This window comes from Ruegeria sp. CDSA079, assembly GCF_059612245.1.
The window spans coordinates 236,658-249,940 of sequence record NZ_JBXWQF010000001.1 but is presented as its reverse complement, the minus strand read 5'-3'; the positions used below and the strand labels follow the sequence as shown (position 1 = coordinate 249,940).

Genomic DNA, 13,283 nt, shown 5'->3' with positions numbered 1-13,283 from the left:
CGGTCACATCCGGATCTGATCCGGGGTCAGTTTATGATCGGGCGCGTGTTTGATCAGGTCGGACACTTGGATGCAGATCGGCGTCGGCACCCCGGTTTCCCGGCCCAACCTTATGATTTGGCCTTGCAGACTGTCGATTTCCGTCTGCCGTTCGGCCATCAGATCATAAGCCATCGAGGTTCGGGCATTGGGATCAATGGTCAGCATCCGGGCCGCAACGCGGGTAAACAGCGGTGTCGGGAGCCGCAGTATATGCGGGGTCATCCAAACTGGCAGCGGCGTGGTTGAGGCCGCTGGATGCCCTGATGCCTTGAGAACGGAAAGTGCCTCGGCCATCTGATCAGCCATAAGGTTGCGCCAATCGCGGCTTGTCAGTTGATCCACAATCGTAAGGCCGGAAAGGGCATTCAGCGCATTGTTCAGATTGATCAGCAACTTGCCCCATTGCACCGCCTCGATCTGGTCACTCGCCAAGACCGGCAGGTCAGGGCAGTCAAGACGGGCGGCCAAATCGCCGGGGCCGTTTTCGATGACAATCTCGCCCGATGTTGCCCGGTGATAGGAAGCGGGGCCGTTGGGCACCACGTTAAAGGGCACCATCCCGGCACGCACATCTCGCCCAGGCAAGGCGACACGCAAAGTCGCAGCATTTGCGATCCCGTTCTGCCAGGACAGGACAGGAGCGCTCTGCGGTGCCTTGGCGGCGATCAGGTCGGCCATATCCGCCGTGGCCCCCGATTTGACGGTGACGATCACCAGTTCGGCATCTCCCAAACATGCGGGATCGTGGCTGAGGGTTAAGGAACTGGTCGGCGCGGTGTAATCGAGCCCGTCAAAGTCGGTGACCGTCAGCCCGTGTTGACGGATCGGGTCCAGCACACGGGCGCGGCCCAGCAAGGTGACGGAATGGCCCACCCGGGCCAGCAATGCGCCGCAATAACACCCAATGCTGCCCGCACCTGCAATAACGAGTTTCATAAAACCCTCTCAGAAACACCTGAAAGGATCACCGCAAATGGCCCGTTACACAACCCCGCGGCTACCGAGGTCGATTGTCAACGCGCCAACCGTGGCTTGGTACGTTCAAGCTCTTCAGAAATAGGGATAAATTCCTGATCGTCACCCGGCGGTAAGTGGAACGCGCCATTGGCCCAATCGGCGCTTTTCCACTCACGCGTTGCGGTTTCGATCTTTTCTTTCGAAGAGGACACGAAGTTCCACCAGATATAGCGGCCCTCGTTCAGGGTCGCGCCGCCCAGCAGCATCAGTCGCGCACCCAAGGAACCTGCCTTAACCGACAGTTTGTCACCGGGGCGGAACACCATCATGCGGCCTTCATCAAACGTGTCGCCTGCGACCTCGACCGAACCCTGAGTGACATAGACGCCGCGATCCTCGTGATCATCGGGCAGCGGAAAGGAGGCGCCGGGTTCAAGCTGTACGTCCAGATAGAAGGTCTCGGACAGCATGGTGACCGGACTGGTTTGGCCATAGGCCGAACCCAGGATCAATCGGGCACTGACGCCCGCGTCTTGAAGATGCGGCAGCGCGGCCTGTTTGTGATGCTCGAAATCAGGGGCCATATCCTCGTGCGCTTCAGGCAAGGCGATCCAGGTCTGGATGCCAAACAAGCTGTGTTTCTTGCCGCGCGTCTCGTCGCTGGTGCGTTCGGAATGGGTGACACCCCGTCCTGCGACCATCCAATTGACCTCACCCGGATAGATCATCTGGTTGGTGCCGAGGCTGTCGCGGTGCTCGAACTCGCCCTGATAAAGATAGGTAACGGTGCCCAGTCCGATATGAGGGTGGGGGCGCACGTCGATACCGCCTTCGGTGATGAATTCGGCGGGGCCCATCTGATCGAAAAAGATGAACGGACCCACCAGTTGCCGTTTGACCGAAGGCAAGGCCCGGCGCACCTCGAACCCGCCCAGATCACGGGCGCGTGGAATAATCAAAGTGTCCAACGCCGGATTTTCCAAGAGACACTCTGGATTGTGGGTCGGATTCCAACTCATTGCATCACTCCCTACGCTGCACATGGCAAAGCTGAACATCGTTCGCTCATGCAAGAGATAGCCGCATTTTTCGGTCAATAAAGTGCACAAACGCACAGACTGGGTGCATTGCCGGTTTAATTAGCGGGGCCAGAGTCGGGGAAAAAACGGGCCGGTGATCCTATCCCCCTCGCCGTAGCCAGCGGCCTCGAACTGCGCGCGCTCATCTTTGGCCCAGTCGCCACGGTATCGAATGACGCCATCTGGTGCAGTCATGCGCAGCGTGAAACGGCGCACCGTTTCCGACGGGGTGGTCGAGGACAGCCCACCATGCAACGTCCGCATATCGAAAAAGATACAATCCCCAAGCTCCATATCCCATTGTAACAGGTCATAGGCGCCCGGGTCCGCGTTGACATCAGGTGGCGGGTGATAAGTTTGCCCGGCAACCTCAGTCGGTTCATAACTTGGGTGCCCATCAGCAAAGCGCACCCGCATGAAAAGCTTGTTCCACAGGTGTGATCCCTTGACGAAGGCAATACCGTTTTCCTTTGTTACCGGCTCCAACGGCAACCAAAGAACACACATGGTGCCTTCGAAATCGAAATAAGACAAATCCTGATGGAAAGGTGGACGCGAAGTTGATCCAGCTTCACGAAGAAACCAGTTGTCCATAACTAGGTTGATGGACGGTGCCCCCAACAACCCTGCGGCAAGCGGCGCACATGGTGAGTTGTGAACGAACTCGGTGAATTGTGGGATTTTGTTCCAGGCCCAGTAATCCTCGAAATAGCCGGGGGCGTTCGGATCTTTGGTATGGCGGGTGAAATTATCGGTTGGATTATCAAGGTCGGCGTCGATGCCTGCGCGTAGCAACGACAGCCAGTCGGACGAGAACTTTGACCGAAGAACAACGGCCCCATCGCGCTGGAATGCGGCAATATCTTCGTCTGAGACCTGATCAGTTTGCGTCATGGCATGACCTTTCGATTCAGACACCATGAGCGCAAGCTTCGCACCTTATAAAACGAAACGTCAAAGAGTTTCGGTCCTGCGGCCTCTGTCCTCCTCACAGAAGCGTGAGAGTAGGCCTTTCTGAATCTAGTTGTCTCGGAATCTGCCAGAAACATGCTATCTTACTTCTCGTTATCGGACCAAAAGTGGTAGCGGATTGGAGGTTTCTCGATGACTGGCGCGTTGCTCTCCCGTCGTTCACTGATCACCCAAGGTGCCGCCGTTGTGGCAACCGGGACCTCGGGGCTTTTGTTGCCAGCACGCGCAAGCGGGCTAGTGCCAACGCCTTCGATGCGGGGCGGATCGAACAATTATCGCCCCGGTGCACCAATCGTGGACCAGATCGGTGGCGGTGGGTTCTGGATGACCGGCACGGTGCGGCGCGCAGGGGACGGAGCCCCCCTGCCCGGCCAGCGCATTCAAATCTGGGCACATACAACCGAGGGGCAAGAGCGCGATCCGCACAGCCACGGCGCTACATTGACGAATGCGAAGGGTGAGTTCCGGCTGGAGATGCCGCAAATCGTGCCCGCCTTTGGTCAGCCGCACGGGCATCTGGCTTATGACAGTGAGGAGTTCGAGACCGTTTTCCTGCGCCCCGTGATGTCGAGCGCAAAAGACAAGACGTTAGCCGCGCATTTTGTATTGCAGCCGCTCTGAAACGTGGTGAGGAGTATTGTTATCTGGGCGGTGCTGGGTACCGCTGTTACCGTGCCGATCATCGCGTCGGCCTTTAGCCCTTACCTGGCGTGGCGTGACCCGATCTACATTCTAGCCGGATTTGCGGGCATCATCGGGATGTGCCTTCTGCTGATGCAACCTTTGCTGGCCGGACGCTGGCTGCCGGGGCTTTCACCGGTGACAAGCCGACACTGGCACAGATGGTGCGGCCTGGCACTGATCGCAGCCATCGTAATCCACGTCGCCGGGTTGTGGATCACAAGCCCGCCGGACGTGGTGGATGCCTTGCTTTTTGTTTCAGCCACTCCTTTTTCGGCCTGGGGCGTAATCGCCATGTGGACCGGCGTTGCCGCTGCGCTGATGGGCGTATTACGTCAACGCTTGCGCCTGCGGTTTCGAGTTTGGCGTCTGAGTCACGTTACTTTGGCCATCGCGACCATTCTGGGCAGTGTTGCCCATGCATTACTCATCGAAGGCACGATGGAGATCATCACCAAGATCGCCCTGTGTGTTCTTGTGATTTTGGCGAGCGCTGGGACGCTCGCCAGATTGCGGGTTTGGGAGGTACGACGGCGTTAAACGCCAAGGCACCAGCGCATAACCGCTTTTTGCGCATGCAGGCGGTTTTCAGCCTCGTCAAAAATGACCGAGTTCGGACCGTCCATCACCTCAGAGGTTGCCTCCTCCTCGCGGTGGGCAGGCAGGCAGTGCATGAACAACGCATCCGGCTTGGCGTGAGACATAAGTTCCGTGTTGACCTGATAGGGGCGCAGCAAGTTGTGGCGGCGTTCCTTGGCAGACTGGGAATCGTGCATCGAGACCCAAGTGTCCGCGACCACCAAATCAGCCCCTTCAACGGCCTTGAATGGATCCCGCTCGACTACGATTTGAGACCCCTTCTGCCGCGCGAATCCCATGAACTCTTCTTCGGGGTCGAATTGCGCAGGGCCGGTGAATGTCAGGTCGAACCCGAACTGGCCTGCGGCGTGAAGGAAAGAGGCGCAGACATTGTTGCCATCGCCAGTCCAGACCACCTTTTTGCCCGCGATGGGGCCACGATGTTCCTCGAACGTGAGCACGTCGGCCATGATCTGACAGGGATGGGTGCGGTCGGTCAGGCCGTTGATAACCGGCACGTCTGAATATTCGGCCATTTCGGTCAGGATGGTCTCGTCAAAGGTCCGGATCATGATCATGTCGACATAGCGCGACAGGACGCGGGCGGTGTCGGCAATCGTCTCGCCATGGCCCAGTTGCATGTCCTTGCCGGACAGCACCATGGTCTGACCACCCATCTGACGGACGCCCACGTCAAAAGAAACACGGGTCCGGGTCGAGGGTTTTTCAAAGATCAGCGCGACCATGCGACCGGCCAGAGGCTGATCGCTGTCGAGCGCTGCCTTGGGACAGCCCAGGCGCGCCTGTTTCATCGCGCCCGCCTGATCGATCATGGCCCGCAGGTCGGTGGCATCGGTTTTATGGATGTCGAGGAAATGGTTCATTTTGCTTCGCTTTTGGCTGATGGCGGGTGCGGGTCAGCCCCCGCACCCCCGGAGTATTTGGAAAAAGATGAAGCTCAGGCAGTTGCGAGCTGGGTTTCGATCTGTTTGGCAGCTTTGTCGAGGCGGATCATGGCTTGAGCGATGTCATCCTCGGTCAGTGTCAGCGGCGGCAACAGGCGGATCACGTTGTCGGCGGCGGGGACCGTGATAACCTCGTTGTCATAGCCTGCATTGACCACATCGACATTGGCAGGTCTGCATTTGAGACCGAGCATCAGGCCACAGCCGCGGACCTCTTCAAAGACTTCGGAATGATCGGCAACCAGACCTTCGAGTTTCTGGCGCAGAAGCCCGGCCTTTCGGTTGACACCTTCGAGGAAGGCCGGGGTTGCCACCTGCTCGATCACGGCGCAGCCTACGGCGCAACCCAGCGGGTTGCCGCCATAAGTCGAGCCATGGGTGCCCGCTGTCATGCCGGATGCCGCGTCTTCGGTTGCCAGAACAGCGCCGAGAGGGAAGCCGCCACCGATACCTTTGGCGACCATCATGATGTCAGGGGTGATCCCTGCCCACTCATGCGCGAACAGCTTGCCGGTCCGGCCAACGCCGCATTGCACTTCGTCCAGGATCAGCAGCAGACCGTTTTCATCACAGATCTGACGCAGCGCTTTGAGTTCGGCATCAGGCACCGGGCGGATGCCACCTTCGCCCTGCACCGGCTCGATCAGGATGGCCGCGGTTTTGTCGTCAATCGCATTGATGACGCCGTCCAGGTCACCAAAGGTCACGTGCACAAAGCCGGGCAACAGAGGACCAAAGCCCTTGGTCATCTTTTCCGACCCGGCAGCAGCAATGCCTGCGGAGGAGCGGCCATGGAATGACCCGTCGAAGGTGATGATTTCAACGCGCTCAGGCTGACCTTTGTCATAGAAACACTTGCGGGCCATTTTCACGGCCAGTTCGCAGGATTCCGTGCCAGAGTTCGTGAAGAACACCGTGTCCGCAAAGGTGTGTTCGACCAGCTTCTCGGCCAGCGCCTGTTGCTGCGGGATGTTGTACAGGTTCGAAACATGCCACAGTGCGTGGGCCTGCTCGGTCAGCGCGGCCACAAGCGCGGGGTGCGCATGACCCAGCGCGTTCACCGCGATCCCGGCACCGAGATCCAGAAAACGTCGGCCATCCGCCTCGGTCAGCCAGGCGCCTTCACCCTTCACGAAAGTCAGGGGCGCACGGTTATAGGTCGGCAGAACGGACGGGATCATGGGATCATCCTTTTCAGATAGTATGAGCCTCGTGAGTGATACACGAAGGCCCTGTTCGTCAACAGATTTGGTGAGGTTTGTGCCGAATTGGAAGGCACATAAGATCAAACAGGCCGGTTACGCAGAGATGCGTCGGCGTCGGAGCAGTTGGATATCCACGCGTTTGATCATGGCCGCCCGTATAGCGATGGTTGTGCAGGTTGGGAAGCCGCTATTTTGCACGGGTCGCATTTTGCGCTTGCCAAAGCACATGCAACCACGCACCGGTTGGCCATGTTTGAACCCAAACGCCATAATCCACCGCTGGCCGCTGCGCTGATCTTTGTCGCCACTGCTTTCATCGCGGCGACAACGCTGCTGGCCAAGGCGCTGGGGACGGATGCACTTGGGCCACCTTTGCACGCGATGCAAATCAGTCATGGGCGGTTTCTGTTTGCCCTGCTGGCCATCCTGTCCGTGGTTGCGATCCTGCGGCCCCGGCTGGTGAAGCCCCATTGGGGGCTTCATATCGGGCGAACCAGCTTTGGCTGGGCCGGGGTGACTTTGATGTTTGCCTCGGTGGCCTTCATTCCGATGGCGGATGCGACAGCTATTTCCTTTCTGAATCCCGTCTTTGGCATGGTTCTTGCAATTCCGCTGTTGGGGGAGCGGGTAGGCCCGTGGCGCTGGCTGGCCGCAGCCGTTGCCCTGATCGGTGCGCTGATCTTGCTGCGCCCAACGCCTGCCAGCTTTCAGCCTGCTGCCCTTTTGGCGCTGTCAGCCGCTGCGCTGATCGGGATGGAGCTGATCTTTATCAAGAAGCTATCGGGCCGCGAGCCGCCGATCCAGATTCTGTTGATCAACAACTCGATGGGGTTGGTGATCGCCACCATTGCGGTCAGTTTTGTCTTTCAGATGCCAACCCTGCAGCAATGGGTTGCATTGGTGGGGATCGGCGTCCTGATGGCCTGTGCGCAGGCGTGTTTCGTCAACGGCATGGCGCGGGCGGACGCGTCTTTTGTGGCCCCGATCAGCTATGCGACACTGATCTTTGCCGCCCTTTATGACTTTGCGGTGTTCGATGTGATCCCCGACTGGATCAGCATGATCGGGTCGATCACCATTCTGGCCGGCGGGCTGATTCTGGTTTGGCGAGAAGCGGTACAGCGCCAAGGGTAACAGGCAAAACACAGAGCCGACAAACCGTCAGCAAAGATGGTTTGGTATGGTTCAGGCTTTTAACCTATACCCGGTGCGCAACATCTGCCAGGTGATGAGCCCGACCACCAATGTCGCAAACGCGCAGACCGCCATGCCTAGCCACGGAGAACTATCCGACACCCCGATCATTCCGTAACGCAAACCGTCGATCAGATAGAAGACCGGGTTCAGGTGGGTCAGACGGTTCAGGACCGGGGGCAGCGAGTCGACCGAGTAGAATGTGCCCGACAGGAAGGCTAACGGCGTCACAACGAAGTTGGTGATCGCCGCCATTTGGTCGAACTTGTTTGCAAAGATACCGGCAAACAAGCCCAGCGCGCCCATGAATGCGCCTCCAAGTACGACAAAGATCAGCGCGACCAACGGATGCTGAGGGGCGATAGAAAGCAGAACCAACAACGCGATTGAGATCACTAGTGCAATCATCACACCACGGGCGATGCCCCCCGCGAGATAGCCCAACAGAATCTCAAGCGGTGATAGTGGCGGCATCAAAGTATCAACGATATTGCCTTGTACTTTGGCGATCACCATTGAAGATGAGGTATTGGCAAAGGCGTTCTGGATCACCGTCATCATCATGATCCCCGGGGCCAGAAACATCACAAATGGGACGCCCATGACGTCAGGTCGACTGGGTCCGATGGCGATGGTAAAGATCAGCAGGAACAACCCTGCCGTCACCAGCGGCGCCAGTACGGTCTGGGTCCAGACCGCCAGAAAGCGCAGGGTCTCGCGCTGTGCCAGCGTGTAAAGTCCCATCCAGTTGACTGCTCCGAAGCGGCGCGCGGTCTGATCTGCGGGATTCTGCATGTTTTGCCCTCAACCTGATTCGAAGACAGCTTGTAACTCGGGCTGCAGTGTTTAGAATAGGGGCTGAGACGAATTTCCAAGGCGGCCCGAATCCGGGGCCGCTTTCCGCTTTTGAAAGGCTAACGATGTCCTGGACAGACGAGCGTGTAGAACTGCTGAAGAAGATGTGGGGCGAAGGCCAGTCGGCCAGCCAGATTGCCAAGGAACTGGGTGGCGTGACTCGCAACGCGGTGATCGGCAAGGTGCATCGCCTGGGCCTGTCCAACCGGGCAACAGGCGCATCCCCGGCCAAGGCGGAACCGAAAGAAAAACCGGCACCCGCCCCCAAGGCTGAGGCCAAGCCCAAACCCACGCCCAAGACCGAACCGGCGCGCCCGGCCCCTGCCCCGACCGCCGAGGCAAAGCCCGCCGTTCCGGCCCGCCGCCAGATCATCCCCGCCGGTCAACCGCTGCCGCCGCAGCCTTCGGCCAATGAAATCAGCCCCGAAGCGCTGGCCAAGGTCAACGAGATCGAGAAGAAGGCCAAGAAGCTGACCCTGATGGAGCTGACCGAGAAAACCTGCAAATGGCCCGTGGGCGACCCCGCGACCGAAGATTTCTGGTTCTGTGGCCTGCCGGTTGAAGCAGGCAAACCCTATTGCGAGGCCCATGTGGGCGTGGCCTTCCAGCCCATGAGCTCGCGCCGCGACCGACGTCGGTAAAGCTCATGCGCCAGGATCCGACAGCGATAGAGGATACCTGGCTAGCCCGGGCAAAACGCCTGTTGGCGCTGGCCGAAACCGGCCAGCATTTCACCAAGGATCCGTTTGACCGCGAACGCTATGACGAGATCGCAACCATGGCTCGTGCCATTCTGGCAGATCTGGGTCAGGTTCCAATTTCGCGGATCGAAGGACTGGTTTCGGAACATGCGGGCGGCTATGCCACGCCCAGTATCGATATTCGCGCCGCAGTGATCCGGAACGGTCGCATCCTTTTGGTGCGCGAGCGCAGTGACGGGCGCTGGTCGATGCCCGGCGGGTTCGCGGATATCGGCAGCTCTCCGGCGGAAAACATCGAACGTGAGGTCTGGGAAGAGGCCGGTCTTCGGGTTCGGGCCCGACGCTTGTATGCTTTGCGCCACAAGGCGCGGCACCCCTACCCGGCAGATGCGCGGGACTTCTATAAACTGTTCTTTTTGTGTGACGAAATCAGCGATAACGTTCCACAGGCTGGCGTCGAAACCAGCGAGGCGGCCTTTTTCCAAAAGAATGCGCTGCCAGAGTTGTCACTGGTGCGAAACCTCAGGCGGGATGTATTGGAAGCGTTTGAAGCGTTTTCCCTCGATCCCGGCGCAACGTCGTTCGACTAACCTTACTGCGCCGGATGCGACGGCAGATTCGGCATCGCGACCCAACCGGGCAGCTCGTCCGGCGATACCGAGACATGTAGGCGCTCTGACTGATCTCGCCCGACTTTGCGGTGTTTGCGCAGAAGGAAAATCTTGCCCCAGCCGCGCCACGTTCCAACCGACCGTGCTTGAGTATCTATGGGAAAGCGGTCGCGCCAGCCCTCAGGCAACGGCAATCCGTGCATCTCCGCCTTGTCCAGCATCCAGATCAGGGAAATGTTGCTGAGCGGTCGCGCCTCTTCAAAGCCGTTCAACTGCCCGCCGATGTCACCGTGGGTGCCCCGAAACCAGACCTGTTCCACATGACCTTTGAACTCGGGCGTGCATTTCCACAGCACCGGGTCGAACACCTCACGCGTCTCGTCCAATGCCATGGCGTGATAGCCGTGGCGGGTCGAAGGGCCCAGTTGATGGCTGTGAAAGGCGTGGCGTTCCTCGGCCCAGCGCCAGAGCAGCGGCAGCCGCAGGCCCAACGCCTTGACAGTGTCCCAGACGCCGATCATTTCGATCTCAACCCCTTCATGACAGAACTTCCGTCGGAAATCGCGCGCGGCGGTGCCGCTGGGATTGCATTCATAGTGGCGATAGGCTTGCTGAATGTTGCGCTCGGTCGCGTGCTCGGCCTTGAGCAGACCGATCATATCGATCACCCCTGCCAGACTGCGTACGCCGTAAGCCCCGCGTGAGTAGCCGATGAAATAGATCCGGTCCCCAGGCTTGTAGCGTGAGGCCAGATAGCCATAGGCACGACGAATTTGGCGGTTGATACCCCGGCCCATCATCACATCCAGCGAGGATTTCCAGTTTTCCCACTGCACGCCCGCCTCATAAAACACCGAAACTTTGCTGCCCATCTCGCAACACAGGCGCAAGGTTTGCCCGGCATGTGTCTCGAACCCCGGTTCGAGCGTCGACATTGTGCCGTCCAGGATGATGACATGGCTGAGCGGTTCGCGGTGGAGCACCTCGGCAGAATGTTCGGACCGCAAGGGCCGTCCAAGCCATCCCAGAACCTTTCTACTCAGCTGCGACAGTTTCATGTGTCAGCAATTCCCATACTCTTTGAGGTGTGAAAGGCATATCCGCCTGTCGCACCCCATGATCCCAGAGCGCATCCTGAACCGCGTTTGCCACTGCAGCCAGCGCGCCCACTGTGCCGGCTTCGCCGCACCCTTTCATCCCCATCGGGTTTGAGGTTGACGGAACCGGCGCCGAGGTAAACTCAATCATGGGTATGTCCGCTGCACGGGGCAAGGCGTAATCCATAAACGAAGCCGTGAGCAGTTGCCCATGTGCATCGTGCACAACATGTTCGCTCAGGGCCTGTCCGATTCCTTGAACCACCCCGCCATGCACTTGCCCTTCGGCAAGCATTGGATTGATAAGGTTACCAAAATCGTCAACGACCGTATAACGGTCAACCCATGTCTCGCCGGTGTAAGAATCGATCACGACTTCGGCAACATGCGCGCCGTTCGGATAGCTGCGCGCATCCAGGTTGGCGCGGGCCTCATGTTGCAGCAGATCCAAACGCCCGTCGGCGCGGGCCATTTCGGCGGCTTCGGTCAGCGTCGGCGTCAGGTTGGACCCCGGCACGCGGAATGTCTCGTGGTCAAAACTTACATCACTTTCCTCGACCCCTATCTTATCGGCAAGATAAGGCGTGAATGCGGCGATTATCTTGTCAACGGTGGCGAGCGTGGCGGTGCTTTGCACCGTAACCGAACGCGACCCACCGGTGCCGCCACCATGGCCGAGCCGGTCAGTATCGCCCTGAATGACAGTGATCTGATTCATGGGAATTCCGGTCTGGTCGGACAGGAATTGGGCATAAACCGTCTCATGCCCCTGCCCGTTCGATTGTGTTCCGACGTACAGGTTCACGGTGCCATCCTCGCAAAACTCGACCTTCGAGTTTTCGGAAGGGTCCCCTAAAATGCTTTCGATATAGTAACAGAGGCCCTGCCCGCGTATCAGCCCCCGTTCGGCATCCGCAGCCTTGCGGGTTTCAAACCCGATGGTCTGGTCAGCCGCGCGGTTGAGGACCATGTCGAAGTCACCAACATCATAGGTTTCACCCGTGGAAGAGGTGTAAGGGAAATCGCCGGGGCGGATAAAATTCTTGCGCCGAAGCTCCCACGGGTCAACACCCAGTTCGCGCGCTGCACGGTCCATCACGCGTTCCAGAACATAGATCGCCTCGGGCCGCCCAGCCCCACGATAGGCATCGACCTGCGTTGTGTTGGTATAGAAACCCTCGGCCCGCAGATAGGTGGTTTGCACGTCATACACACCCATCAGCACTTTGCTGAACAGGCTTGTCTGAATCGCTTGCCCAAAATGGCTGTTATGGGCGCCAAGGTTCACCTTGCTGTGGACCCGGTAGGCGGTGATCCTGTAATCGGCGTCAAAGGCCAGTTCGGCCAGCGAAGTCAGATCGCGGCCATGGTGATCGGACAGCATCGCCTCGGACCGGTCTGACATCCAGTGAACCGGTTGGCCCAGCTTCATCGCGGCAACGGCAACGCAATAGTATTCTGGATAGGGCATCACTTTCATGCCAAACCCGCCACCCACATCCGGGGTGGTGACACGGATGTCTTCGGCCTCGAGTTTCAGCTTCTGCGCCAGTTGCGCCTTCATCGCCCAGACGCCTTGCCCGCCATACGAAAAATGCAGACGCCCCTCGGCCCAATCGGCCTGACAGCCGCGTGGTTCCAGCGAGCTGATGATGACCCGGTTGTCCTGCACGTTCAGCGACACCGTATGGGCGGCGGACTGAAAGGCAGCTTCGGTGCCGGTTTCGTCGCCCAAACCCCAGTCAAAAGCACGGTTATCGGGCGCTTCCGCGTGCAATGTCTCACCACCCGCTTCCACGTCCAGCTTTGCAGGGCGCTCTTCCGTGTCCATCCAGATCAACTCAACCGCGTCCAGCGCCTGTACAGGTGTGTCCGCGATGACCACCGCCACCGGTTCACCCACAAACCGCATACGGTCCTTGGCCAGCATGTGCCGATCCGGGGCCGCCGCCTTGGATCCATCGCGGTTCTGCAGAACGGCGGCATTCAGCACAGTATCGATCCCCGTTGCCGCCAGATCATCCAGTGTCATGACCAGTCGCACACCGTCAGCCGCCCGTGCGGCCTCAAGATCCAACGCTGTGATGTCCCCATGGGCCACCGGGCTGCGGAAGAAGGCAGCAAACAGAGCGTTCGAGGGCACCACATCATCCATGTAACGCCCCTGCCCGGTCAAAAACCGTTGATCTTCTGTCCGTTTGACCGGCTGGCTTTTACCGAACTTTTCCATGGGATGCTCCTGTTGCTGCCTCGGAGGCGACACTAGCCCTGCGCCCAATTATGTCCAGCGCCGTACACAATGGCGTGTGCGACAACTGTGTCGCAAACGGAATTGCGGGACCCGG

At 59.0% G+C, this 13,283-nt stretch carries 13 protein-coding genes; 5 read left to right on the top strand and 8 right to left on the bottom strand.

What is annotated here, in order from left to right; genetic code table 11:
* Window positions 1-3: 3 nt before the first annotated feature.
* The 3 genes from AC2FJZ_RS01190 to AC2FJZ_RS01180 form a co-directional block, all read right to left on the bottom strand.
* Complete coding sequence (locus AC2FJZ_RS01190; protein ID WP_496775798.1) at window positions 4-978, bottom strand: 2-dehydropantoate 2-reductase; 975 nt, start codon at window positions 976-978, stop codon at window positions 4-6.
* 77 nt (window positions 979-1,055) lie between these two features.
* Window positions 1,056-2,018 (bottom strand): pirin family protein, encoded by a 963-nt coding sequence (locus AC2FJZ_RS01185; protein WP_496775797.1) that lies wholly within the window; start codon window positions 2,016-2,018, stop codon window positions 1,056-1,058.
* A gap of 120 nt (window positions 2,019-2,138) precedes the next feature.
* Window positions 2,139-2,972, bottom strand: a complete 834-nt coding sequence (locus tag AC2FJZ_RS01180) for a phytanoyl-CoA dioxygenase family protein (RefSeq protein WP_496775796.1) — start codon at window positions 2,970-2,972, stop codon at window positions 2,139-2,141.
* Window positions 2,973-3,182: 210 nt separating this feature from the next.
* Between AC2FJZ_RS01180 and AC2FJZ_RS01175 the strand changes: the two genes are divergently transcribed.
* Together AC2FJZ_RS01175 and AC2FJZ_RS01170 are read left to right on the top strand one after the other, a co-directional pair.
* The gene (locus AC2FJZ_RS01175) at window positions 3,183-3,671 is read left to right on the top strand and encodes a twin-arginine translocation pathway signal (RefSeq protein ID WP_496775795.1); all 489 of its coding nucleotides are present in this window, start codon (window positions 3,183-3,185) and stop codon (window positions 3,669-3,671) included.
* A 6-nt stretch (window positions 3,672-3,677) separates the two neighbouring features.
* Complete coding sequence (locus tag AC2FJZ_RS01170) at window positions 3,678-4,271, top strand: ferric reductase-like transmembrane domain-containing protein (protein ID WP_496775794.1); 594 nt, start codon at window positions 3,678-3,680, stop codon at window positions 4,269-4,271.
* Here the strand turns inward: AC2FJZ_RS01170 and argF are convergent.
* Window positions 4,268-5,194 (bottom strand): ornithine carbamoyltransferase, encoded by a 927-nt coding sequence (gene argF, locus AC2FJZ_RS01165; protein ID WP_496775792.1) that lies wholly within the window; start codon window positions 5,192-5,194, stop codon window positions 4,268-4,270. The two genes, AC2FJZ_RS01170 and argF, sit on opposite strands and share 4 nt — an antisense overlap.
* Window positions 5,195-5,268: 74 nt before the next feature.
* Complete coding sequence (locus AC2FJZ_RS01160) at window positions 5,269-6,456, bottom strand: aspartate aminotransferase family protein (protein ID WP_496775790.1); 1,188 nt, start codon at window positions 6,454-6,456, stop codon at window positions 5,269-5,271.
* A gap of 273 nt (window positions 6,457-6,729) precedes the next feature.
* Here AC2FJZ_RS01160 and AC2FJZ_RS01155 point away from each other — a divergent pair, with 273 nt between their 5' ends.
* Window positions 6,730-7,614: a DMT family transporter gene (locus AC2FJZ_RS01155; RefSeq protein WP_496775789.1), complete on the top strand. Its 885-nt coding sequence runs from the start codon at window positions 6,730-6,732 to the stop codon at window positions 7,612-7,614.
* A gap of 51 nt (window positions 7,615-7,665) precedes the next feature.
* On the opposite strand, the gene AC2FJZ_RS01150 is transcribed toward AC2FJZ_RS01155, so the two are convergent.
* Window positions 7,666-8,469, bottom strand: a complete 804-nt coding sequence (locus AC2FJZ_RS01150; protein WP_496775788.1) for an ABC transporter permease — start codon at window positions 8,467-8,469, stop codon at window positions 7,666-7,668.
* Between the two features lie 125 nt (window positions 8,470-8,594).
* Between AC2FJZ_RS01150 and AC2FJZ_RS01145 the strand changes: the two genes are divergently transcribed.
* Both AC2FJZ_RS01145 and AC2FJZ_RS01140 read left to right on the top strand, forming a co-directional pair.
* Window positions 8,595-9,170, top strand: coding sequence for a GcrA family cell cycle regulator (locus AC2FJZ_RS01145; RefSeq protein ID WP_050603230.1), 576 nt, complete (start codon window positions 8,595-8,597; stop codon window positions 9,168-9,170).
* Window positions 9,171-9,175: 5 nt separating this feature from the next.
* Window positions 9,176-9,820, top strand: a complete 645-nt coding sequence (locus tag AC2FJZ_RS01140; protein WP_496775787.1) for an NUDIX hydrolase — start codon at window positions 9,176-9,178, stop codon at window positions 9,818-9,820.
* Between the two features lie 2 nt (window positions 9,821-9,822).
* On the opposite strand, the gene AC2FJZ_RS01135 is transcribed toward AC2FJZ_RS01140, so the two are convergent.
* Both AC2FJZ_RS01135 and AC2FJZ_RS01130 read right to left on the bottom strand, forming a co-directional pair.
* Entirely contained in the window at window positions 9,823-10,899 is a 1,077-nt protein-coding gene (locus AC2FJZ_RS01135; RefSeq protein ID WP_496775786.1) for a T6SS phospholipase effector Tle1-like catalytic domain-containing protein, read from the bottom strand.
* Window positions 10,877-13,168 carry a xanthine dehydrogenase family protein molybdopterin-binding subunit gene (locus tag AC2FJZ_RS01130; RefSeq protein ID WP_496775784.1) on the bottom strand — a complete coding sequence of 764 codons (2,292 nt, stop codon included), beginning with the start codon at window positions 13,166-13,168 and terminating at the stop codon, window positions 10,877-10,879. The genes AC2FJZ_RS01135 and AC2FJZ_RS01130 overlap by 23 nt, the downstream gene beginning before the upstream one ends.
* Window positions 13,169-13,283: the final 115 nt, after the last annotated feature.